Origin of the sequence: Geodermatophilus pulveris, assembly GCF_900188375.1 — a bacterium.
Lineage (GTDB): Bacteria > Actinomycetota > Actinomycetes > Mycobacteriales > Geodermatophilaceae > Geodermatophilus > Geodermatophilus pulveris.
This window is the reverse complement of record NZ_FZOO01000001.1, coordinates 93,823-115,246: the sequence shown is the minus strand read 5'-3', so window position 1 is coordinate 115,246 and position 21,424 is coordinate 93,823. Positions and strand designations below refer to the sequence as shown.

Below are 21,424 nucleotides of genomic sequence, written 5' to 3'. Positions count from 1 at the left end.
CCTCCTGCGCTCGCCGCTCACCGGTAGCTCCGCCGGGTGTCCGGCGGCGGGATCGTGGCGTCGTGGTACTCGACGGGGACGCCGCCGAGCGGGTAGTCCTTGCGCTGCGGGTGGCCGTCCCAGTCGTCGGGCATGAGGATCCGGGTCAGCGCCGGGTGGCCGTCGAATACGACGCCGAACATGTCCCAGGCCTCCCGCTCCTGCCAGTCCGCCGTCGGGTAGACGCCGGTGACGGAGGGGACGTGCGGGTCCTCGGCGGTGACCGCGACCTCCAGCCGGATCCGGCGGCGGTAGGTCATCGAGGTGAGGTGGTAGACGACGTGCAGCCGGGGCCGCTCCGGCCCGGCGGCCGGGCCGCCGCTGCCCTCGTAGTCGACCCCGGAGACGCTGCTGCACAGCTCGAAGCGCAGCGCCTCGTCGTCGCGCAGGGCCTGCACCAGGGTCAGCAGGTGCTCCCGGGCGACGAAGTAGGTGATCTCGCCGCGGTCGACCAGCACCCGCTGCACGGCGGCGTCGTAGACGCGCGGGCCCACGGCCTCGACCAGGGCGTCGGTGACCTCGTCGAAGTAGCCGCCGTAGGGCCGGTCGGTCGAGTGCAGCGCGACCGCGCCCCCGGGCTCCACGCGCACCAGCCCGCCGAAGCCGGAGGTGTCGCCGCTGCCGCTGACGCCGAAGGCGCCCTTGCGGAACCCGCCACTCGGGGCGCTGGCGCCCAGGCCCGGGTCCTCGCCGCTGCGGTCCCCCGGGCCGGTCACCGGCTGCCCCGCAGGTAGGGCTCGGGCAGCAGGACGGCGTCCCCGCCGCGCTGCTCGATGGCGAACTGGCCGGTGCGCCGCTCGGCCGCGGCCTGCTCGTAGGCGGCCCTCTTGGCCTTGTCCACCCGCACCGAGGAGGGCATCTCCACCAGCGGGTCGGGCAGCCGGCCCTCGGCGCGGGCCTGCTCCACCTCGCGGGCCCGCCGGGGCCCCAGCGGCTCCTGCATGATCTTGTGGTGCAGCTTGAGGATCGCGTCGGTGAGCATCTCCGGCCGCGGCGGGCAGCCGGGCAGGTACATGTCCACCGGGACGATGTGGTCGACGCCCTGCACGACGGCGTAGTTGTTGAACATCCCGCCGGAGCTGGCGCACACGCCCATGGCCAGCACCCAGCGCGGCTCGGGCATCTGGTCGTAGATCTGCCGCAGCACCGGCGCCATCTTCTGGCTGACCCGGCCGGCGACGATCATCAGGTCGGCCTGCCGCGGCGAGGCGCGGAAGACCTCCATGCCGAAGCGGGCCAGGTCGTAGCGGCCGGCCCCGGTGGCCATCATCTCGATCGCGCAGCAGGCCAGTCCGAAGGTGGCCGGCCACAGCGAGGACTTGCGGGTCCAGTTGACCAGCTTCTCCACGCTGGTCAGCAGCACGCCGCTCGGCAGCTTCTCCTCGAGACCCATCGTCTGCTCCTCAGTCCCAGTCCAGGCCGCCGCGCCGCCACACGTAGACGTAGGCGATGAACACGGTGCCGATGAAGACGACCATCTCGACCAGCCCGAAGACGCCGAGCGCGTCGTTGGCGACGGCCCACGGGTAGAGGAAGACGATCTCGATGTCGAAGATGATGAAGATCATCGCCGTCAGGTAGTACTTGATCGGGAAGCGGCCGCCGGTCAGCGGCTGGTCCACCGGCTCGATGCCGCACTCGTAGGCGGCCAGCTTGGCGCTGTTGTACCGGCGCGGGCCGGTGTAGGGCGCGAACGCCACCGAGAACAGCGCGAACCCCGCGGCCAGCGCGAACAGCCCGACGATCGGGACGTAGTACGACAGCATCAGCGGCTCCTCGGCTCGGTGGGCACGTCAGACCGCCGGGGCCAGCCGGGTGAGGACGGCGACGGCGCGGTCGAACCGGTCGCCGTCCCGGCCGTCGGTCAGGTTGCCCATGAGGCGCAGCGCCCGGGCCACCAGCGCCGGGCGGGTGAGCCCGTGCGCGGTGGCGAAGCGGACCAGGTCGGGGCGGGCGAGCAGGGCCAGGAAGCCGGTGCCCAGCCGGTGGTGGCCGCCGTACTCCGCGCGCAGCCGGGCCGGGTAGCGGCGCAGCACGGCCTCCCGGGCCGGGCCGACGGGCGCGGCGAGGGCCTCCGCCGCCGCCTCGGCCGCCATCCGGCCGGTCTCCAGCGCGTAGCTGATGCCCTCGCCGTTGAACGGGTTGACGGTGCCCGCGGCGTCGCCGGCCAGCAGCAGCCCGCGGGTGTAGGCCGGCCCGCGGTGCAGGGCCATCGGCAGGCCGGCGCCGCGCAGCGGGGTCACCGCGTGCTCCTCCCCCAGCGCCCACTCCGGCGGGAGGGTGGCCAGCCACCGGCGCAGCACGGTCCGCGGCTCGGTGCCGGAGCCGCGGCGGGTGTCCAGCAGGCCGAAGCCGACGTTGCTGGTGCCGTCGCCCATCCCGAAGGCCCAGCCGTAGCCGGGCATCGAGTCGGCGTCCGGGCCGGCAGGGGACAGGTCGAAGGAGATGTCGAGGTACTCCTCGTGGGTGCGCGGGGAGGACACGTACCGGCGGACGGCGACACCGAGCGGCCGGTCCTCGCGGCGCAGCAGCCCCAGCGCCTTGGCCAGCCGGCCGGACAGCCCCTCGGCGGAGACGACCAGCGGCGCGCGCCAGGTGGCCGGCGCCCGCTCCGGCCCCTCGGTGGCCTGCACGCCGGCGACCCGGCCGGCGTCGTCCAGCAGCGGGCCGGTGACCGTGACCTCCTGCACCAGCCGGGCGCCGGCCGCGGCGGCGTGCGCGGCGAGCCCGGCGTCGAGGTCGCGGCGGCTGCGGATCAGGCCGTACGACGGCCAGGACCGCAGCTGCGGCCAGTCCACCTCGGCCACCACGCCGCCGCCGGTGACCCGCAGCCCGCGGTGCCGCACCCAGCCGGTGGTGTCCACCCCCATGTCGTCGAGGGCCTTGACCCCGCGGGGGGTCAGCCCGTCGCCGCAGACCTTCTCCCGGGGCAGCCGGGCCTTCTCCAGGACGGCGACGTCCAGGCCGGCCCGGGCCAGGTGCCACGCGGCCGAGGAGCCCGCCGGACCGGCGCCGACGACGAGCACGTCGGCACCGCGGTCGCGGTCGTCCACCTCGGCCCCCTCCGCCTCGCGTGCCCGGCGCCCCCTGTCCCCGGCGTCGGTGTTCCCGGCACGCTTGTGAATTGCTTCACAAGGTCGCCCGGTCCCTACTGTAGGCCGGTCCGTGAGCCCGCTGACAAGGGCCCGCCCGGAACCGGGGCGTCACGGTTGCGTCTCGGTGCACCCCATCCGCACCGGCCGCAGGTCAGTCGGCCGGCCGGCGCCCGCGGTGCAGGGCGACGACGCCGCCGGTGAGGTCGCGCCAGGACACGTCGGCCCAGCCGGCGGCCTGCAGCCGGGCGGCCAGCGCCGCCTGGTCCGGCCAGGCCCGGATCGACTCGGCCAGGTAGACGTAGGCGTCGGGGTTGCTGCTCACCGCGCGCGCGATCCGCGGCAGGGCCCGCATCAGGTACTCGGTGTAGACGGTGCGGAACGGCGGCCAGGTCGGGCTGGAGAACTCGCAGACCACCAGCGTGCCGCCGGGGCGGGTGACGCGGGCGAACTCGCGCAGCGCGGCGTCGGGGTCGGCGACGTTGCGCAGGCCGAAGGAGATGACCACGCCGTCGACGCTCGCGTCGGCCAGCGGCAGCGCCATGGCGTCGCCGGCCACCTTGGGCACCGGCCGGGCGGCACCGGCGCGCAGCATGCCCTGGGAGAAGTCGCAGGCGACGGCGTGCACGCCCCCGGCGGCCAGCTCCACCGTGGAGACCGCCGTCCCGGCGGCGACGTCGAGCACCGTCTGCCCCGGCCGGGCACCGAGCGCCTCGCGGGTGGCCCGCCGCCAGGAGGCGTCCCGGCCGCCGGAGAGCACGGTGTTGGTGACGTCGTACCGCCGGGCCACCCGGTCGAACATGGCCGCGACGTCGGCCGGCCGCTTGTCCAGACCGGCCCGGGTGCCCGCGGTGTGTGCGCTGTCTCGCCGGTCCGCCACGACGGGCGACGCTACCGGCTGCCTACTCTTGCTCTCGTGAGCGTCGCGGCGGTGACCACAGCGGGGGCCCGCACGCCCGCGGTCACCACGACGCCGCTGCGCGAGGCGCCGGCCCTGCTGGAGCTGCTGCCCGCCGCCGGCGCCCTGTCCTGGGTGCGCCGCGGCGAGGGCCTGGTCGGCTGGGGCGAGGCGGCCCGGCTGGAGGTCACCGGCCCGCGGGCGCTGGCCGAGGCGGCCGCGTGGTGGGCCGGGCTCAGCGCCGGCCTCGACGTCGACGACCGGGCCGGGGTGCCCGGGTCCGGGCCGGTCCTCTTCGCCAGCATCGCCTTCGACCCGGCCGCCGGGACGTCGGTGTTCGTCGTCCCCGAGGTCGTCGTCGGCCGGCGGGACGGCGTGGCCTGGGTGACCACCACCGGGGACGCCGACCCCGCCGACGTGCTGGTCGCCGCGCCCGCGACCGCGCCGGCCGGGCCGGGGCGGCTGCGCTACGCCGACGGGGCGCTCGACCCCGCCTCGTGGTGCGCGCGGGTGGCCACCGCCGTGGCCCGCATCGGCGCCGGCGAGCTGGCCAAGGTGGTGCTCGCGCGCGACCTGCTGGTCACCGCCGACGAGCCGCTGGACGTCCGGTCGCTGCTCGCCCGGCTGGCCGCCCGCTTCCCCGACTGCTGGACCTTCGCCGTCGACGACCTGCTGGGGGCCACCCCGGAGCTGCTGCTGCGCCGCACCGGCCGGCAGCTGTCCTCCCGCGTGCTGGCCGGCACCGCGCCCCGCGGCGCCGGCGCCGCGGACGCGCGGCTGGCCGCGGACCTGCTGTCCTCGGCCAAGGACCGGGCCGAGCACGCCCTCGCCGTCGACTCCCTGGTCCGGGCCCTGCAGCCGTACTGCACGACGCTCACCGCGCCCGCGGAGCCGGAGCTGCTGACGCTGGCCAACGTCCGCCACCTGGCCACCGACGTCACCGGCGTGCAGCGCGGCCGGGGCGTCCGCGGCCGCGCCGGGCTGCTGGAGCTGGTCGGGGCGGTGCACCCGACGGCCGCCGTCTGCGGCACCCCTACCGGCGCCGCCGCCGCGCTGATCGGCGAGCTGGAGGGCATGGACCGCGGCCGCTACGCCGGCCCGGTCGGCTGGGTCGACGCGCGCGGGGACGGCGAGTTCGGCCTGGCGCTGCGCTGCGCTCAGCTGTCCGCGGAGGACGCGACCTCCGCGCGGCTGTTCGCCGGCTGCGGCATCGTGGCCGGCTCCGACCCGGCCGCGGAGCTCGCCGAGACCCAGGCCAAGTTCGCCGCCGTCCAGGCCGCGCTGGAGAGCTGACCCGGCGCGCGCCCCGGTTCAGTCCGGCCCGGGCACCGCTCCGGTCTGCGTGAGCTCCTCGGCGACGTCGACGAGCTTGCGGTTGGACTGCTGGGAGGCGCGCGCGAGCACCTCGAAGGCCTGCTGGGCGGTCAGCCGGTGGCGCTCCATGAGGATCCCCTTGGCCTGCCCGATGGTGTCCCGGCTGCCGAGGGCCCGGCGCAGGTCCTCCTCACCCCGGGCGCCGGCCAGCGCGACGGCGGCGTGCGCGGCGAGCACCAGGCCGACGTCCTCGGACTCCTCGTCGAAGGCGTCCGGCCGGCGCGCGTAGAGGTTGAGGGCGCCGAGGTTGTCGCCCTCGACGAACAGCTGGAAGCACAGCGCGCTGAGCGCCCCGAGCTCGACCGCCCCGGCGGCGAACCGGGGCCAGCGCGCCTCGCGGCGCATGTCGTCGATGCGGACGGTCTCCTGCTCCCACACCGAGTCCAGGCACGGCCCCTGCCGCACCCGGGTCTGCAGGTCGTCCACCCGCGCCGGGAGGTCCCCGGTGGACGCCCGTGGCTCGACCCGCTCCCGGCCGGTGACGTAGCTGATCGAGCAGTCCTCGGCACCGGGGACGGCGCGCACCGCCGTGGTGGCCATGACCTGCAGGGTGGCCTCGACGTCGCCGTGCTCCTCCCGCATCGCCCGGGCGACCTGGGCCATGGTCTCGGCCAGGTTGCCCGCGGCACCGCGGCCCTCCCCGCCGCCGCCGGACGCCGGGGCCGCGGCCTGGTCGTCGTCGCTCTCCCGGGACCGCCCCGCCCGCCTCGGCTCCCCCCTCATCGGGCCACCGTAGCCGTGCGCGCGGTGCGCTCAGTCCCCGCGCAGCGCCTCGGCCGCGGCCGAGCGCAGGCGGACGGCGAGCGCGGCCTCGGCGCGCTGGTCGGTGCCCGCCACGACCACCCGCGGCCCCCCGGCGGCCAGCGCGCCGGGGAGCTGCCCGGGCCCGGACAGCCGCTGCGCGGGCCAGCCGAGCGCCTCCGCGACGGCGACCAGGTCCCGGCCGTGCGGCGTGCCGAACACCCGCCGGTAGCCGGCCTCGTGGCGCGGCTCCCCCGGTTCCAGCTGGGCGAAGATCCCGCCGCCGTCGTTGTCGGGGACGACGACGGTGAGGTCCGGCCGCGGCTCCCCCTCGCCGACCAGCAGCCCCTGCAGGTCGTGCAGCAGGGTGAGGTCGCCGAGCAGCGCGAACGCCGGACCGCCGTGCACGCGGGCCGCGCCGACCGCCGTGGACACCGTGCCGTCGATGCCGGCGACGCCGCGGTTGGCGAGCACCGTCAGGTCGGGGCGCGGGGCGGCCAGCCGGTCCACGTCGCGCACCGGCGTCGAGGACCCGAGCACCAGCAGCGCCCCGGCGGGCAGGCCGGCGACCAGGTCCCGGGCGATCCGCCCGGCGGTGAGCCCGGGTGCGGCGTCGAGCAGGCCGTCCACCACCGCCCCCACCCGGTCGGCGGCGGTGCACCAGGCCGCCCGCCAGGACGGGTCGGCCGGGGCGCCGGGCGCCGGCAGGGCGCCGACGCGGGTCGTCGACCGGCCGGCGTCGGGCCAGCGCGGGCTGGCGGCGACCGTCTCCACCCGGACGGCGGGGTCGGCCAGCAGCGCCGCGACGGGCCGCGACAGGGTCGGCCGCCCGACCACCAGCACCCGCTCGGGCCGGTGCGCGGCCACCCAGTCCGGCACCCCGAGCAGCAGCGCGCCGCCGCGCGCCGACCCGCCCCACGCCCCGCTGGAGGGCTCGGCGACGACCGGCCAGCCCTGGGCCCGCGCGAGCTCGCCCGCCGCCCGGCCCAGCCCCGGCGGGCCGTCGCCGACGACGACGAGGGTGCGGGCCGGGCCGGTGCCGGCCGCGCGGTCCGGCGCCGCGGCGGCCCCCTCGGTCCACGGCGCCCCGCCGGGCCGCCCGGACCACGGCCCGTCCGGGCGGCCGTCGGCGTCGTCGTCGGGCAGCAGCGGCTCGCGCAGCGGCAGGTTCAGGTGCACCGGGCCCGGGTCGCCGGAGAGCGCGCCGCGGGCGACGAGCAGGGCCTTGGCGACCAGCGAGCGCCAGTACCGGTTCTGCGCCTCCTCGCGGCCGGCCTCGGGCACGCCGACGTCGACCGCCGCCCGCACCGCGCCGCCGTAGAGGCCGGGCTGGGCGATCGTCTGGTTGGCGCCGGTGTCCCGCAGCTCCGGGGGCCGGTCGGCGGTCAGCGCGAGCAGCGGCACCCCGGCGGCGTCGGCCTCCAGCACGGCGGCGTGCAGGTGCGCGGTCGCCGTCCCGGAGGTGGTGAGCACCGGCACCGGGCGCCCGGAGGCCCTGGCCAGGCCGAGGGCGAGGAAGGCCGCCGTCCGCTCGTCGATGCGGACGTGCAGGGTCAGCCGGCCGGCCCGTTCCGCGGCGGCCAGCGCCAGCGCGACCGGGGCGGACCGGGAGCCCGGGGCCACCACGGCGTCGGTGACCCCGCCGCGGAGCAGCTCGTCGACGAGCACCCGCGCCAGCGCCGTGGAGGGGTTCACCCGCGCACCGCGGCCAGCCGGGCCCGCCAGCGCGCCTCGACGTCCGGCCCGGCGGCCACGGCCGCCAGCCGGTCGGGCGTCACGGCCCGCACCGGCAGCGCGCCGTCCACCGGCAGCAGCGGGTCGCCGGTGACGTCCCCGTCGAGCAGGGCGACGGTGGCCAGGCCGCAGGCGAACGGCAGCTCGGGCAGCGCGGCGGCCAGCGCCACCCCGGCGGCGATGCCGACCGAGCTCTCCAGCGCCGACGACACCACGCACGGCAGGCCGTGCGCCTGCGCCACCTCCAGCGCCGCCCGGACGCCGCCGAGCGGCTGCACCTTGAGGACGACGACGTCGCAGGCCTCGCGCAGGTCCACCCGCAGCGGGTCGGCCGCGCGGCGCACCACCTCGTCCGCGGCGATCCGGACGTCGACCCGCCGGCGCAGCGCGGCGAGCTCCGCCAGCGACGCGCACGGCTGCTCGGCGTACTCCAGGCCCACCCGGTCCAGCTCGCGGAGGCGCGCGACCGCGGTGTCGACGTCCCAGGCGGCGTTCGCGTCGACCCGGACAGCACCGTCCGGCCCGAGCGCGTCGCGCACCGCCTCGACCCGGGCGAGGTCGTCGGCGGGCGTCTGGCCGGGCTCGGCCACCTTGACCTTCGCCGTCCGGCAGCCGGAGGCGGCGACGATCGCGTGCGCCCGCGTGGCGTCCACGGCGGGGACGGTCACGTTGACGGGCACGGTGTCGCGCACCGGCGCGGGCCACCCGTGGCAGGCGGCCTCGACGGCGCCGGCCCACCAGCGGCGGCTCTCGGCGACGTCGTAGTCCCAGAACGGGGAGAACTCCCCCCAGCCGGCGGGGCCGCGCACCAGGACGCCGTCGCGCACGTCGATGCCGCGGAAGCGGGTGCGCATCGGCACCGACCAGACCTCGACGGCGTCGATCACGGCAGCAAGCGTAGGAGAAGGACCCCCTGCCCCCCACCGCTCGCCCGCTCGCGGCGGGCCTCTGCAGGTGGCCGAAGTACCGTAGGCGCCCATGCCCCGGCGCCTGACCCCCGTGCCGGCGCCGGCCGACCCCCGCGCGCTGCTGCCGCGGCTGCGCGCCGCGCTCGACGGCACCGCGCCCCTGGCGGTGCTGCCCGCCGGCCCGCCGGCCGCCGTCGACACCGCCCTCGCCGCCCTGCGGCCGGGCGAGCCGCTGGAGGACGGCGCGGACCTGGTCGTCGTCACCTCCGGCTCGACCGGCGGCGGCCGCGGGGTGCTGCTGCCGGCCGGCGCGGTGCGGGCGTCGGGCGAGGCCACGCTGCGCCGCCTGGGCGGCCCCGGCGCCTGGCTGCTGGCCCTGCCCGTGTCGGCGGTCGCCGGGCTGCAGGTGCTCTGCCGGTCGGTCCTCGGCGGCACCGACCCGACCGTCCTGGCGCCGGGCGAGCAGCTGGCGGCCGCGGTCGCCCGGATGCCCGCCGGCCGGCGGTACACCGCGCTGGTGCCCACCCAGCTGCGCCGGCACCTCGACGCCGGGCCCGCCGCGCTGCGGGCGTTCGACGCGGTGCTCGTCGGCGGCGCGGCGACCGACCCCGGCCTGCTGGCCCGCGCCCGGAGCGAGGGCGTCGCGGTCGTGACCACCTACGGGATGACCGAGACCGCCGGCGGCTGCGTCTACGACGGCGTGCCCCTCGACGGGGTCCGCGTGCGGGTCACCGAGGGCGTCGAGCTCGCCGGGCCGACCCTGGCGCTCGGCTACCGGCTGGACCCCGGGGGCACGGCCGCGGCCTTCGCCGAGGGGTGGTTCCGCACCCGCGACGCCGGCTCGCTGGACGGGGCCGGGCGGCTGACCGTGCTCGGGCGGCTGGACGACGTCGTGGTCACCGGCGGGGTGAACGTCGCCCCGCAGGCCGTGGAGGGGGTGCTGCGCGAGCACCCGGACGTCGCCGACGCCGTCGTCTTCGGCCGGCCGGACGACGAGTGGGGCGAGCGGGTGGTGGCCGCCGTCGTCGCGGCACCCGGCGCCGACCCCGACCTCGCCGCGCTGCGCCCGTGGGTGGCCGGCCGGCTGGGCGCGCCGGCCGCCCCGCGGGAGCTGCACCGCATCGCCGCCGTCCCCACCCTGCACACCGGCAAGCCGGACCGCCGCGGCGTGGCCGCGGCCCTGCGCGTGGGGCACTGACCGTGGCCACCCCCGCCCAGTGGATCGCCGGCGCCCGCCCCCGCACGCTCCCGGCGGCCCTCGCACCCGTGCTCGTCGGCTCCGGCGCGGCCGCGGCGCTCGACGGCTTCCGGCCGCTGCCCGCCGCGCTGGCGCTGGTGGTCGCGCTCGCGCTGCAGGTCGCGGTGAACTACGCCAACGACCACTCCGACGGGGTGCGCGGCACCGACGCCGCCCGGGTCGGCCCCATGCGGCTGGTCGGCTCCGGGGCGGCCACCCCGCGGCAGGTGCTCGGCGCGGCCCTGGCCGCCTTCGCCGTCGCCGCGCTGGCCGGGCTGGCGCTGGCCGCGCTGTCCAGCTGGTGGCTGGTCGCGGTCGGCGCGGCCTGCATCGCGGCGGCGTGGACCTACACCGGCGGCCCGCTGCCCTACGGCTACCGGGCGCTGGGCGAGGTCTTCGTGTTCGTCTTCTTCGGCCTGGTCGCCGTCGTCGGGACGGCGTTCGTACAGACCGGCTCGGTCGACGGGCTGGCCGTGGCGGCGTCGGTGCCGGTCGGCCTGCTGTCGGTGGCCCTGCTGGTGGTCAACAACCTGCGCGACATCGAGGGCGACGCCGCCGTGGGCAAGCGGACGCTGGCCGTGCTGCTCGGCGACCGCGGCACCCGGGTCGCGTTCGCCGGCCTGCCCGCGGGGGCCTTCGCGGTGGTCGCCGCCGTCGGCCTGGCCCGGCCGTGGGCGCTGCTGGCGCTGCTCGCCGTCCCGCTGGCCGTGCCGCCGGTGCGCACCGTGCTCTCCGGCGGGCGCGGGCCGGCGCTCGTCGCGGCGCTGCAGGGCACCGGGCTGCTCACCCTGGCCACCGGCGTCCTGCTCGGCACCGGGCTGGCCCTCAGCGGCTGAGCCGCAGCCGCGCGCGCGAGAGGCTGCCGGCGCCGCCGTCAGTCGCCGGCCAGCCGGGCCTCGCGCTGCGCCCTGGCCCGCCGGCGGACGGCGCTGCGCGCGGCCAGGGCCTCGGTCAGCCGCTCGCGCGAGGGGCGCAGCAGCAGGTAGGACACCGGCATCGACAGCAGCAGCCCGAACAGCGCGCCGGACCAGAGGTCCAGGCCCAGCGTCCACAGCAGCACGACCAGCGCCGCGGCGATCGCCAGCCGGCCCACCGTGTAGACCAGCAGCCACGGCGCGACCCGCGGCGGGGTGGCCGGACCCCCCGTCGGCGCTCCCGGCACCGCCGCGTCAGCCCTCTCCGCCATGGCGGCCCTCCCACTTGGTGCTCAGCACGACCGTCGTCCGCGTGCGGGCGACGCCTCTCACCCGGTTCAACGCACTGATGGTGGCCTCCAGTGCCGGGATGTCGGTCACCCGCACCTTCAGCAGGTACCCCTCGCTGCCGGCGACCCGCCAGCAGTCCTCGACCTCGGGCATCGCGGCGAACGCCTCCACCAGGCCGTGGTCGTCGACGGAGTCGCTCTCGATGACGCCGACCAGCGCGGTGACGCCCAGCCCCACCGCCGCCGGGTCGATGACCGCCCGGTACCCGGTGACGACCCCGGCCGCCTCCAGCTTGCCCACCCGCTCGTGCACGGCCGGCGAGGACAGCCCCACCCGCCGGGCGAGCTCGGCGTAGCTCGCCCGCCCGTTGGCGCGCAGCAGGTCGATCAGCTGCCTGTCGACGGCGTCGATGGCCGGTCCCTCCCCACTGCCGCGCCGGATGTGCGCCCGAGTATCGCCCGCGCACGTACTGTGGGTCGCAGTCGGGCTCGATCGGCGAGGGGGTGGGCCGCCATGGCCTTCGTGGTGGTGCTGGTGGTGGCGATCGCCGTGGTGGTGCTCGTGCTGCGCGCGGCCGAGCGCAGCGGCGCGAAGCAGGCCGGTGCGCCCCGGCCCCGGCCGCAGCGGCGGCCCGTGCGCCCGGTGGCGCCGGACGACGACCCGGAGTTCCTGCGCGAGCTCGAGCGCCGCGCCCGGCGCGACGACGGCTCCCCCGCGTAGCCGCGGAGGCCCTCGGCCCGGGTCGCTCTAGGCGGCCGGGGGGCGGCGCAGCCAGCCGCGGCGGCGCTGCGGCCGGCCGCCGTCCGTCCCGGCCTGGTCGGTCGTGCCGCCGGGCCAGCCCAGGCCCTCGTGCGTCGTCGTCGACCCCGGCCAGCCGAGGCCGCTGCCGTCGCCCTCGGAGCGCGGCTCGCCGCGACGGCGGGCGAGGGCGGCGGCGACGACGGGGTCGACGGCCGCCCCCTCGGGAGCGGAGTGCCTACCCACGGGGCGTCCCCCTCCGGCGCGACATGGGGACATGGGAGCACGGACGTGCCGGGCGCGGCACCGACACGCCGCCCGCCGGGTGGGGCGGGCGGCTGGTGTGACGGACGGGGTCCGCGTTCAGTCCAGCCCGCCGTAGCTGTGCAGCCCGGTGGAGACCATGTTCACGTACAGCAGGTTGAACACCATGACGGCCAGGCCGACGACGTTGACCCAGGCCGCCGGGCGTCCCCGCCAGCCGGCCGTCGTCCGCGCGTGCAGGTAGGCGGCGTAGACCACCCAGGCGATGAACGCCCAGGTCTCCTTGGGGTCCCAGCCCCAGTAGCGGCCCCACGCGCTCTCCGCCCAGACGGCGCCGGCGATGACCGCGAAGGTCCAGACGGGGAAGCCGAACACCGCGGTCCGGTGGGCGACCCGGTCGAGGGTGACCGCCCCGGGCAGCCGGGACAGGATCGACCCGTCGGCCCCGGCGCCACGGGCGTCGGAGCGCAGCTTGAGCAGGTACAGCACGCTGGCGATGCCGCTGACGAAGAAGACACCGAAGCCGAGGATGGCCGTGGACACGTGCACGGCCAGCCAGCTGGAGCGCAGCGCCGCGACCAGCGGCCCGGTCTCGGTGTACAGGAACAGCCCGGTGGCGACCAGGGCGAGGACGACCGGCGCGAGCACGAAGGCACCGATGTCGCGCAGGGCCGGGACGCGGACGGCGAGCACCAGGTAGGCCACCACGCCGACGAGGACGACGGCGGTGGCGAACTCGTACATGTTGCCCCAGGGCAGCCGGTCGGCGGCCATGCCGCGGGTGACCAGCACGCCGGCGTGCACGACCGCCCCGAGGACGGTGAACGCCAGGCCGAGGAGGCCCCAGCGGTCGCTGCGCGGCGGCGCGGCGGGGACCTCCTCGGTGGCGCCACCGCCGCCCGCCGGCACCAGCTGCCGCACCGGGCGGCGGCCGAACGCCAGCTGCGCGGAGAACGCGACGACGGCGACCGAGTAGAGCGCGACGGCGATCGAGAACAGGGTGTCCGACAGCTGCGCCAGCGACGGGTCAACGGTCACGCGGGGGGACCTCCGGTTCCGGGGTGGCCCCGCCGGGAGACGGGGCGGAGGGGGTCGGGGAGCGCTCGTCGAGCGCGGCCCGCAGCCGGCCGGTCAGCTCGGCGAAGGAGGTGGCGCTCTCCCCGCCGCCGCGCGTGAGCGACCCGACGGACAGCACGGTACCTCCGCCGGGCGACGGGGCGGCGCGGGCGAAGACACGCTCCCGGCGGACCAGGAGCAGGGCGAGCAGGCCGGTCAGCAGGGAGATCGCCGCGGTGAGCACCCACACCTGCCCGGGGTCGTGCGAGAACTGCAGCGCGGCGAACTGGTCGACGCCGGTGAAGGTGACCGCCGTCCCGTCCGGGAGCGTGAGCGTCTCCCCGACCGACAGGTTGGCCCCGCCCACCTCGGTGAGCCGGCCGCGCTCGATCTGGCTGGCGTCCAGGGAGTACACCGACTGCGGCAGGCCGGAGTCCAGGCCGAGGTAGCCCTCGTAGGCCAGGATGGCCACCTGCGGGTTGAGCGGCCGCGGGTCGATCGAGGTGAGCACGCCGCCCTGCATCAGCCCGGTGGGGGCGAAGAAGCCCTCCAGCGCCAGCTGGTCCTCCGCCCCCGCGCCGAGGTCGGGCAGCTTGAGCGCTCCCTGACTGGCCAGCGTGGCCTGGTCGTCGGGCAGGAAGGGTGCGGAGACGTCGGTGAACGCCGTCCCGTCGGGGAGGGTGACGGTGAACCGCGGCGCGTAGCCGTGGCCGGTCACGTACACCCGGTCACCGTCCAGGCGCAGCGGGTCGTTGACGCCGATCGTCGTCGGCACGCCCTCGTCGTCCGGCCCGCCGTAGGTGATGTCGGCGGTGAACGAGGCCGCGGTGAGGTCCTCCTCGTAGGTGGCCTGGAAGTCGACGAGGTCGACGCACAGCGGGGTGAGGTCCTCGCTGTCGACCAGCGCACCGGAGGAGTGGGTGTCGTACTGCTGGAAGGCGTTGCAGAAGCCGCGGCCCTCGGTGACCAGGATGCTGCCCTCGTAGCCCCACAGCTTGCCGCCGGCCAGGCCGAGCAGCAGCGCCAGCAGCGACAGGTGGAACAGCAGGTTGCCGGTCTCCTTGAGCCGGCCCTTCTCCGCCGACAGCTCCATGCCGCTGGACCCGGCGGGATCGGCAGAGCCGTCGCGACCGGAGCGGCGGACGACGCGGTAGCGGCGCACCCGCAGCTCCTCCTCGACCACGTCGAGGGCGGCCGGGGCGGGCAGGGGGGTGGCCAGCTCGCCGGAGTCGGGCAGCCGCAGCAGCCGGCGCGGCGCGGGCGGCGGCGCGGCCCGCAGCGCGCGCACGTGCTCGGCCAGCCGGGGGACGACGCAGCCGACCAGCGAGACGAACAGCAGCAGGTAGACCGCGGCGAACCACGGCGAGCCGAAGACGTCGAAGGCCCAGAGCCGGTCGAGCACCGGGGCCAGGGAGGGGTGGTCGGCGTAGTACTGCCGGACGGCGTTCTGGTTGAGCGACCGCTGCGGCAGCAGCGACCCGGGGATCGAGGCCAGCGCGAGCAGGAACAGCAGGACGATCGCCGTCCGCATGGCGGTCAGCCGGCGCCACCAGCGCAGCCACAGGCCCCAGGCGCGGGCGCCGGCGGAGGGCCGGGCGGGGGGCTGTGGCGCGGCGGCCGGCCGCGGCGGGGCCGTGGTCGTCACAGCGCGGTCTCCGCCAGGCCGCTGGCGGCCAGCCAGCCCTGCAGCCAGCGCATCATCTCGGTCCAGGCGCCGGTCACCAGCAGCAGCCCGACGACGACGAGGACGGCGCCGCCGACGCGGGTGACCGCCCGCGCGTGCCGGCGCAGGAAGGACGTGGCGCCCATCGCCCAGCGGGCGCCGAGGGCGACCAGCACGAACGGCACGCCCAGGCCCAGGCAGTAGGCCAGGCCCAGCAGCGCGCCGCGCCCGGCGGTGGCCTCGGTGTAGGCCAGGGAGTACACCGCCGCCAGGGTCGGGCCCAGGCACGGCGTCCAGCCCAGGCCGAAGACGACGCCCAGCAGCGGGGCCCCGGCCAGCCCCGCAGCCGGGCGCACCGACAGCCGCGCGGTGCGCTGCAGGAGCGGCAGCCGGCCGAGGAAGGCCAGGCCGACCACGACGACGACCACGCCCATGACCCGGGTGATGACCTCGCTGTGCTGCAGCAGCAGCCGGCCCAGGCCGCCGAACGCCGTGCCGACGGCGACGAAGACCGCGGTGAAGCCGAGCACGAACAGCACCGCGCCGAGCACCATCCGCCCGCGGGGCGAGCGCTCGTCGACGCGTACCGCGGTCGCCGTCCCGCCACCGGCCGGGACGGGGACGGCGGACCGCGCGCCGGCGCCGGCGCCGACCAACCCGGTGACGTAGGACAGGTAGCCGGGCACCAGCGGCAGCACGCACGGCGAGGCGAAGCTCAGCAGCCCGACCAGCGCGGCGACCGCGGCGGCGACGAGCAGCGGGCCGTCGGTGACCAGGCCGCTGAGGGTCTCCCCCATCAGCCCTCCTCGGCCATCAGCAGGTCCAGCACCGCGCGCAGGTCCTCCTGCTGCACGGCGCCGGTGTAGACCGCGGCGACCCGGCCCTGCGCGTCGAGCACGACGGTGGACGGGATGGCATTGGCCGGGTAGTCCCGGAACGCCAGGGCCACCTCGCCGCGCGGGTCGTACAGCGAGGGGAACTCGATGCCGGAGCTGTCCTCGAACGCGCGGGCCAGCTGGTCGGTGTCCTTGACGTTGACGCCGAGGAACCGCACCCCGCGGTCCCGCACCTCGGCGTAGACCTCCTGGAACTGCGGGGACTCCACCCGGCAGGGCGCGCACCAGGAGCCCCAGAAGTTGAGCACCGCGATCCCGCCGTCGAGCTCGGCGGAGTCGAACGGCGCGCCGTCGAGCGTCTCGCCGCCGAACTCCGGCGCCGCGGCGCGCTCCGCGGGCGGGATGACCTCGCCGGACGGGGTGCCCTGCACGAAGCGGAACTCGCGGCCGTCGGCCACGTCGGCCGCGCCGGCGCCGGAGGTGCAGCCGGTGAGCAGCAGCGCGCCCGCGAGCGCGCCGAGCAGACACCTCCTCATGCGCCGGGCACCTCGTCGGGGGGTGTGGCCCCGGCGGGCTCGGCGTAGCTGATCCCGGCGACCCGGTCGCCGTCGTAGGTGACCGAGGTGACGCTGGCCAGGCCGCACTGGCGGCGGCGCGGGTCGTGCGCGAAGCGGCGTCCCTCCAGGTGCAGCCGCAGCGTCCAGATCGGCAGTTGGTGGCTGACGCACACCGCGGCGGCCCCGCGGGCGGCGTCGCGGGCGGCCTCGACCGCGGCGAGCATCCGGGTGGCGATCTCGACGTAGGGCTCGCCCCAGGACGGGCGCATCGGGTTGCGCAGCTTCCACCAGTGCTGGGGCGAGCGCAGCACGCGGTCGCCCACCCCCACGCGCAGCCCCTCGAAGGCGTTGCCCGCCTCGAGCAGCCGCTCGTCGATCTCCAGCGGCAGGTCCAGCTTGGTCGCGATCGGCGCGGCGGTCTGCCGGGCACGCTCCAGCGGGCTGGACACCAGGTGGGTGACGTGCTTGTCGGCGAGCCAGTCGGCGGCCGCGACGGCCATCGCCTCGCCGGTCTCCGACAGCCGGTAGCCCGGCAGCCGGCCGTAGAGCACCTTCTCGGGGTTGTGCACCTCGCCGTGGCGCAGCAGGTGGACGACCGTGGTGGCGGCCATCAGGTGCTCATCCCGGTGGCGGCGTCGGCCGGCTCCTCAGCGGGTGGTGCGGACGCGGGGTCGACCTCCGCGGCGGCGCGGGCGGCGGCCGGCAGCGCGTCCAGCACCCGCTCGACGGCGGCGTCGTCCAGCACGGCGCTGACGAACCACGCCTCGAACGCCGACGGCGGCAGGTACACCCCGCGGGCGAGCATGGCGTGGAAGAAGGCGGTGTAGCGGGCGGCGTCCTGCGAGCGGGCGTCGGCGTAGTCGCGGACCGGCCGCTCGTCGGGCACGAAGAAGACCGAGAACATCGACCCGGCCTGCTGCACCCGGTGCGGGACCCCGGCGGAGAACAGCGCCGCGCTGGCCGCCCCGCGCAGGGTGACGGCCACCTCGTCGCAGCGGGCGTAGACCTCGTCGGTGCAGTGCCGCAGCGTGGTCAGGCCCGCGGCGACGGCCACCGGGTTCCCCGACAGCGTGCCGGCCTGGTAGACCGGCCCGGCCGGGGCCAGGTGCTCCATGAGGTCGGCGCGGCCGCCGAACGCGGCAGCGGGCAGGCCGCCGCCCATGACCTTGCCGAAGGTCATCAGGTCGGCGTCCACCGGGTCCAGGCCGTACCAGCCGGACCGGCTGACCCGGAACCCGGTCATGACCTCGTCGACGACCAGCAGCGCGCCGTGCTCGGCGGTGATCCGGCGCAGCGCGGAGTTGAAGCCGTCCAGCGGCGGGACGACGCCCATGTTGCCGGCCGCGGCCTCGGTGACCACGCAGGCGATCTCCGCGCCGCGCTCGGCGAACACGGCCTCCACCGCGGCGGCGTCGTTGTAGGGCAGCACGACGGTGTCGGCGGCGGCGCCGGTGGTGACCCCGGGGGTGTCCGGCAGGCCGAGGGTGGCCACGCCGGAGCCGGCCGAGGCCAGCAGCGCGTCGACGTGGCCGTGGTAGCAGCCGGCGAACTTGACGACCAGCCGGCGGCCGGTGACCCCGCGGGCCAGCCGGACGGCGGACAGGACGGCCTCGGTGCCGGAGTTGACCAGCCGCACCTGCTGCACCGGGGCGACCCGGGCCACGATCTCCTCGGCCAGCTCGACCTCGCCCTCGGTCGGCGCGCCGTAGGTGGTGCCCCGGCGGGCCGCGGCGGTGACCGCCTCGACGACGGCCGGGTGGGCGTGGCCGAGGATCAGCGGCCCCCAGGAGGCGACCAGGTCGACGTAGCGGCGGCCGTCGGCGTCGGTGAGCCAGGCGCCCTGCCCCTGTGCCATGAAGCGCGGCGTGCCGCCGACGGCGCCGAAGGCGCGCACGGGGCTGTTCACACCGCCGGGGGTGACCCGCCGGGCGCGGGTGAACAGGCCGGCCGACGCCGGGGCCTCGTAGGCGTACGGGGGGCTGTCCAGCGAGGTCACGACCCCAGTGTCCCCCTCCGGCCGGGTGGCCGGTCGGTGGTGTCCGGCACTCCGGCGAGCAGCGCCCGGGTCAGCGCGGCCGGGTCGCGCGTGGGCACCAGCACGGTGCGCCCGTCGGTCAGCCGCAGCGGCAGGGCGGCCCGGCCCCGCGGCAGCGACGACGCCCCGCCGAGCAGCGGGGCACCGGCGTCGGCCCCGGCCGTGCCGGCGAGGACGGCGCGCAGGTGGCCGGCGTCCACGTGCGCCAGCCGCACGCGCTCCCGGCCGACCGTGAGCGCTGCGTCGTCCAGCCGGAGCGTGCGGGTCCGCCGCAGCATGAGCGTGTGGCCGAGGGCACCGCCGAGGGCGCCCGCCGCGAGGGTGAGCACCAGGGAGGGCACCCACGACCCCGGCAGCACCAGCTCCAGGACGACCAGGGCCACCCACACCCCCGCGGCCAGCCGGACCGGCCGCCAGGAACCCCCGGGCTCGACGTGGTGGGTCACCGCAGCCAGCGGGCGGCCTCCACCGCCCAGTAGGTCAGCACGGTGCCCGCCCCGGCCCGCCGGATGGCGGTGAGCGTCTCCAGGACCGCGCGCCGCCGGTCGATCCAGCCGTGGGCGGCGGCCGCCTCGACCATCGCGTACTCGCCGCTCACCTGGTAGGCGCTGACCGGGACGTCGACGGCGTCGGCCACCCGGGCCACGATGTCCAGGTAGGGCAGCGCCGGCTTGACCATGACCGCGTCCGCGCCCTCGGCGAGGTCCTGGCGCACCTCGCGCAGCGCCTCGTCGGCGTTGGGCGGGTCCATCTGGTAGCTGGAGCGGTCGCCGAACTGCGGCGCCCCCTCGGCCGCCTCGCGGAAGGGACCGTAGAAGCCGGAAGCGTACTTGGCGGCGTAGGCCAGGATCGGCGTCTCGGTGTACGCGGCGCCGTCCAGCGCCCGGCGGATGGCCGCGACCTGGCCGTCCATCATCCCGCTGGGGGCGATCAGGTGCGCCCCGGCCTGGGCCTGGGCGATCGCGACGGCGGCGTAGCGGTCCAGCGTCGGGTCGTTGTCGACGACGCCGGCCGGGGTGACCACCCCGCAGTGGCCGTGGTCGGTGTACTCGCACAGGCACAGGTCGGCCATGAGCACCAGCTCGTCGCCGAGGTCGGCCCGCAGCTGCTGCAGGGCCACGTTGACCACGCCGTCGGCGGCGTCGGCCTGCGAGCCCGCGGCGTCCTTCTCCGCGGGGACGCCGAACAGGATCAGCCCGCCGACGCCGGCCTCGGCCGCCTCGTGCGCGGCCTTGCGCAGCGAGTCGGGAGTGTGCTGGACGACGCCCGGCATGGACCCGATCGGCTGCGGCTCCGCCAGGCCCTCCTTGACGAACACCGGCAGCACCAGGTCCGCGGGGTCCAGCCGGGTCTGCGCGGTGAGCCGCCGCAGCGCGGGCGTCGACCGCAGCCGCCGCCCGCGCGCGAAACCCGGGCTCGCTCCACCGGTCACCGCTGGTCGCCGCCCTCCGCGGCGCGGCGCGCCGCGGCGAAGTCGGCGAGCGCGTCGACCAGCGGGCCGACGGCCGCGGTCTCCGGCTGGACGTCGACCCGCAGGCCGAACTCCTGCGCCGAGGCCGCGGTCTGCGGGCCGATCACCGCGACGACGGTCCGCGCGTGCGGCTTGCCGGCGATGCCGACCAGGTTGCGCACGGTGCTGGAGGAGGTGAAGCACACCGCGTCGAAGCCGCCGCCCTTGATGGCCTCGCGCACCGGCGCGGGCGGCGGGGCGGCCCGGACGGTGCGGTAGGCGGTGACGTCGTCGATCTCCCAGCCGCGCTCCTTGAGCCCGGCGGCGAGGGTCTCGGTGGCGATGTCGGCGCGGGGCAGCAGCACCCGGTCGATCGGGTCGAGCACGTCGTCGTACTCGGGGAAGTCGGCCAGCAGGCCCTCGCTGGACTGCTGCCCGGTGGGCACCAGCTCCGGCACGATGCCGAAGGCGCGCACCGCGTCGGCGGTGGACTCCCCGACGCAGGCGACCTTGACGCCGGCGAACGCGCGGGCGTCCAGGCCGAGCTCGACGAACTTCTCGCGGACGGCGCGCACCGCGTTGACCGAGGTGAACACGATCCAGCCGTAGCGGCCGGTGACCAGGCCCTTGACCGCGCGGTCCATCTGCGCGGGGCTGCGCGGCGGCTCGACGGCGATCGTGGGCACCTCGACCGGGACGGCGCCGTGCGCGCGCAGCCGGTCGCTCATCTCACCGGCCTGGTCCTTGGTGCGCGGCACCAGGACCCGCCAGCCGAACAGCGGCCGGCTCTCCCACCAGGACAGCTTGGCCCGCTTGTCGACGGCCGAGCCGACGGTGGCCACGACCGGGCCGGCCACGGCGTCCAGCCCGGCGGTCTTCTCGGCGACGGCGGCGAGCCGGGCGACGACGCTGCGCTGCCCGGTGCCCGAGCCGCCGGTGGTGACCACGACCGGCGTGCTGCCGGGCAGGCCGCCCTCCACCAGCCGCGCCGCGGCGTCGGGGAGGTCCTCGGCGTTGCCCTGCAGCACCAGCGGCGCGTCCAGGCTCCGCGCGGCGGCGGCCAGCGCGCCCAGGTCGGCCTCGCCGCCGCGCAGGTCGGCCGACAGGGAGGTGCCGCCGAGGGCGACGCCGGCGAACGCCGGGACGGCGGTGGCGACGGCGACGCCGGGGACGACGTCGAAGCCGACGGAGGTGCGGCCCACGGCCAGCACCTCCTTGACCACGGCGTCGTCGGTGAAGGGGTCGCCGGCGACCAGCCGGACGACGGTGCCGCCCGACCGGGCGGCGGCCACCGCGGCCTTGGCGACCTCGGCCGGCTCGCCCGTGGCGGGCGTGGGCTCCAGGTCGGGGCGCTCGGCGCGGAGGGCCTCGGTGATCGCCGGGGGGACGTCGGGGTCGACGAGGACGGTGTGCGCCCCCGCGAACGCCGCGGTCGCGCGGGCGGTCAGCATCCCGGGGTCGCCCGGGCCTGCGCCGACGAAGACGACCGTGCCAGCCGCGCCGTTCTTGCGCGTCATGTCCTGCTCCTGGTTCCTGCCCGACCGGGCTCTGGTGACGTGGCCCCGTGGGGCTCGTGTGGGGGGGTGGGGAGGGCCGG

General features: G+C 77.5%; 24 protein-coding genes and 1 pseudogene. 4 read left to right on the top strand and 21 right to left on the bottom strand.

Annotated elements, in window-relative coordinates; translation table 11 throughout:
- Nucleotides 1–17 precede the first annotated feature (17 nt).
- The 5 genes from CHB98_RS00615 to CHB98_RS00595 form a co-directional block, all read right to left on the bottom strand.
- Nucleotides 18–755 (bottom strand): NADH-quinone oxidoreductase subunit C, encoded by a 738-nt coding sequence (locus CHB98_RS00615; protein WP_089303689.1) that lies wholly within the window; start codon nucleotides 753–755, stop codon nucleotides 18–20.
- Nucleotides 752–1,432: a NuoB/complex I 20 kDa subunit family protein gene (locus CHB98_RS00610; protein ID WP_089303688.1), complete on the bottom strand. Its 681-nt coding sequence runs from the start codon at nucleotides 1,430–1,432 to the stop codon at nucleotides 752–754. The genes CHB98_RS00615 and CHB98_RS00610 overlap by 4 nt, the downstream gene beginning before the upstream one ends.
- Before the next feature lie 10 nt (nucleotides 1,433–1,442).
- Nucleotides 1,443–1,805 (bottom strand): NADH-quinone oxidoreductase subunit A, encoded by a 363-nt coding sequence (locus CHB98_RS00605; protein ID WP_425432500.1) that lies wholly within the window; start codon nucleotides 1,803–1,805, stop codon nucleotides 1,443–1,445.
- Between the two features lie 27 nt (nucleotides 1,806–1,832).
- Nucleotides 1,833–3,092: a geranylgeranyl reductase family protein gene (locus tag CHB98_RS00600; RefSeq protein ID WP_089303687.1), complete on the bottom strand. Its 1,260-nt coding sequence runs from the start codon at nucleotides 3,090–3,092 to the stop codon at nucleotides 1,833–1,835.
- A gap of 193 nt (nucleotides 3,093–3,285) precedes the next feature.
- Complete coding sequence (locus CHB98_RS00595; protein WP_089303686.1) at nucleotides 3,286–4,011, bottom strand: demethylmenaquinone methyltransferase; 726 nt, start codon at nucleotides 4,009–4,011, stop codon at nucleotides 3,286–3,288.
- A gap of 51 nt (nucleotides 4,012–4,062) precedes the next feature.
- Between CHB98_RS00595 and CHB98_RS00590 the strand changes: the two genes are divergently transcribed.
- On the top strand, nucleotides 4,063–5,322 hold the full coding sequence (locus CHB98_RS00590) for an isochorismate synthase (protein WP_245820836.1): 1,260 nt from the start codon (nucleotides 4,063–4,065) through the stop codon (nucleotides 5,320–5,322).
- Between the two features lie 18 nt (nucleotides 5,323–5,340).
- Here the strand turns inward: CHB98_RS00590 and CHB98_RS00585 are convergent, their stop codons facing one another.
- From CHB98_RS00585 to CHB98_RS00575, 3 genes are read right to left on the bottom strand one after another with little or no spacing between them, the layout of a single operon-like run.
- Nucleotides 5,341–6,126, bottom strand: coding sequence for a GAF and ANTAR domain-containing protein (locus CHB98_RS00585; RefSeq protein WP_089303684.1), 786 nt, complete (start codon nucleotides 6,124–6,126; stop codon nucleotides 5,341–5,343).
- 30 nt (nucleotides 6,127–6,156) lie between these two features.
- Nucleotides 6,157–7,839 carry a 2-succinyl-5-enolpyruvyl-6-hydroxy-3-cyclohexene-1-carboxylic-acid synthase gene (gene menD / locus CHB98_RS00580; RefSeq protein WP_089303683.1) on the bottom strand — a complete coding sequence of 561 codons (1,683 nt, stop codon included), beginning with the start codon at nucleotides 7,837–7,839 and terminating at the stop codon, nucleotides 6,157–6,159.
- Complete coding sequence (locus CHB98_RS00575; protein ID WP_281251811.1) at nucleotides 7,836–8,858, bottom strand: o-succinylbenzoate synthase; 1,023 nt, start codon at nucleotides 8,856–8,858, stop codon at nucleotides 7,836–7,838. Before CHB98_RS00575 ends, menD begins: the two co-directional genes overlap by 4 nt.
- Between CHB98_RS00575 and menE the strand changes: the two genes are divergently transcribed.
- Together menE and CHB98_RS00565 are read left to right on the top strand one after the other, a co-directional pair.
- On the top strand, nucleotides 8,857–9,984 hold the full coding sequence (gene menE / locus CHB98_RS00570) for an o-succinylbenzoate--CoA ligase (RefSeq protein WP_089303681.1): 1,128 nt from the start codon (nucleotides 8,857–8,859) through the stop codon (nucleotides 9,982–9,984). The genes CHB98_RS00575 and menE overlap by 2 nt on opposite strands.
- A gap of 2 nt (nucleotides 9,985–9,986) precedes the next feature.
- Nucleotides 9,987–10,859: a 1,4-dihydroxy-2-naphthoate polyprenyltransferase gene (locus tag CHB98_RS00565; RefSeq protein WP_089303680.1), complete on the top strand. Its 873-nt coding sequence runs from the start codon at nucleotides 9,987–9,989 to the stop codon at nucleotides 10,857–10,859.
- Nucleotides 10,860–10,897: 38 nt separating this feature from the next.
- On the opposite strand, the gene CHB98_RS00560 is transcribed toward CHB98_RS00565, so the two are convergent.
- From CHB98_RS00560 to CHB98_RS22125, 3 genes and pseudogenes are all read right to left on the bottom strand, one after another.
- Nucleotides 10,898–11,209, bottom strand: coding sequence for a DUF4229 domain-containing protein (locus CHB98_RS00560; protein ID WP_089303679.1), 312 nt, complete (start codon nucleotides 11,207–11,209; stop codon nucleotides 10,898–10,900).
- The gene (locus CHB98_RS00555) at nucleotides 11,193–11,540 is read right to left on the bottom strand and encodes an Lrp/AsnC family transcriptional regulator (RefSeq protein WP_245820835.1); all 348 of its coding nucleotides are present in this window, start codon (nucleotides 11,538–11,540) and stop codon (nucleotides 11,193–11,195) included. Before CHB98_RS00555 ends, CHB98_RS00560 begins: the two co-directional genes overlap by 17 nt.
- A 15-nt stretch (nucleotides 11,541–11,555) precedes the next feature.
- A pseudogene (locus CHB98_RS22125) lies at nucleotides 11,556–11,606 on the bottom strand (AsnC family transcriptional regulator); the annotation flags it as partial.
- A gap of 135 nt (nucleotides 11,607–11,741) precedes the next feature.
- Between CHB98_RS22125 and CHB98_RS00550 the strand changes: the two are divergent.
- Nucleotides 11,742–11,948 carry a hypothetical protein gene (locus CHB98_RS00550; RefSeq protein WP_089303677.1) on the top strand — a complete coding sequence of 69 codons (207 nt, stop codon included), beginning with the start codon at nucleotides 11,742–11,744 and terminating at the stop codon, nucleotides 11,946–11,948.
- Nucleotides 11,949–11,975: 27 nt separating this feature from the next.
- Here the strand turns inward: CHB98_RS00550 and CHB98_RS00545 are convergent, their stop codons facing one another.
- The 10 genes from CHB98_RS00545 to CHB98_RS00500 form a co-directional block, all read right to left on the bottom strand.
- Entirely contained in the window at nucleotides 11,976–12,212 is a 237-nt protein-coding gene (locus tag CHB98_RS00545; RefSeq protein WP_089303676.1) for a hypothetical protein, read from the bottom strand.
- Nucleotides 12,213–12,329: 117 nt separating this feature from the next.
- Nucleotides 12,330–13,268, bottom strand: coding sequence for a c-type cytochrome biogenesis protein CcsB (gene ccsB / locus CHB98_RS00540; RefSeq protein WP_089303675.1), 939 nt, complete (start codon nucleotides 13,266–13,268; stop codon nucleotides 12,330–12,332).
- Nucleotides 13,258–14,931: a cytochrome c biogenesis protein ResB gene (resB, locus tag CHB98_RS00535; RefSeq protein ID WP_089303674.1), complete on the bottom strand. Its 1,674-nt coding sequence runs from the start codon at nucleotides 14,929–14,931 to the stop codon at nucleotides 13,258–13,260. Before resB ends, ccsB begins: the two co-directional genes overlap by 11 nt.
- Nucleotides 14,928–15,746, bottom strand: coding sequence for a cytochrome c biogenesis CcdA family protein (locus tag CHB98_RS00530; protein WP_089303673.1), 819 nt, complete (start codon nucleotides 15,744–15,746; stop codon nucleotides 14,928–14,930). The genes resB and CHB98_RS00530 overlap by 4 nt, the downstream gene beginning before the upstream one ends.
- A complete protein-coding gene (locus tag CHB98_RS00525) occupies nucleotides 15,746–16,321 on the bottom strand; it encodes a TlpA family protein disulfide reductase (RefSeq protein WP_089303672.1) in 576 nt (191 codons plus the stop codon). The genes CHB98_RS00530 and CHB98_RS00525 overlap by 1 nt, the downstream gene beginning before the upstream one ends.
- A complete protein-coding gene (locus CHB98_RS00520; RefSeq protein ID WP_089303671.1) occupies nucleotides 16,318–16,953 on the bottom strand; it encodes a histidine phosphatase family protein in 636 nt (211 codons plus the stop codon). Before CHB98_RS00520 ends, CHB98_RS00525 begins: the two co-directional genes overlap by 4 nt.
- Nucleotides 16,953–18,338, bottom strand: coding sequence for a glutamate-1-semialdehyde 2,1-aminomutase (gene hemL, locus CHB98_RS00515; RefSeq protein ID WP_089303670.1), 1,386 nt, complete (start codon nucleotides 18,336–18,338; stop codon nucleotides 16,953–16,955). Before hemL ends, CHB98_RS00520 begins: the two co-directional genes overlap by 1 nt.
- Nucleotides 18,335–18,823 (bottom strand): hypothetical protein, encoded by a 489-nt coding sequence (locus CHB98_RS00510; protein ID WP_089303669.1) that lies wholly within the window; start codon nucleotides 18,821–18,823, stop codon nucleotides 18,335–18,337. Before CHB98_RS00510 ends, hemL begins: the two co-directional genes overlap by 4 nt.
- Nucleotides 18,820–19,809 (bottom strand): porphobilinogen synthase, encoded by a 990-nt coding sequence (hemB, locus tag CHB98_RS00505; protein ID WP_089303668.1) that lies wholly within the window; start codon nucleotides 19,807–19,809, stop codon nucleotides 18,820–18,822. The genes CHB98_RS00510 and hemB overlap by 4 nt, the downstream gene beginning before the upstream one ends.
- A complete protein-coding gene (locus tag CHB98_RS00500) occupies nucleotides 19,806–21,344 on the bottom strand; it encodes a uroporphyrinogen-III synthase (protein ID WP_089303667.1) in 1,539 nt (512 codons plus the stop codon). The genes hemB and CHB98_RS00500 overlap by 4 nt, the downstream gene beginning before the upstream one ends.
- Nucleotides 21,345–21,424 lie beyond the last annotated feature (80 nt).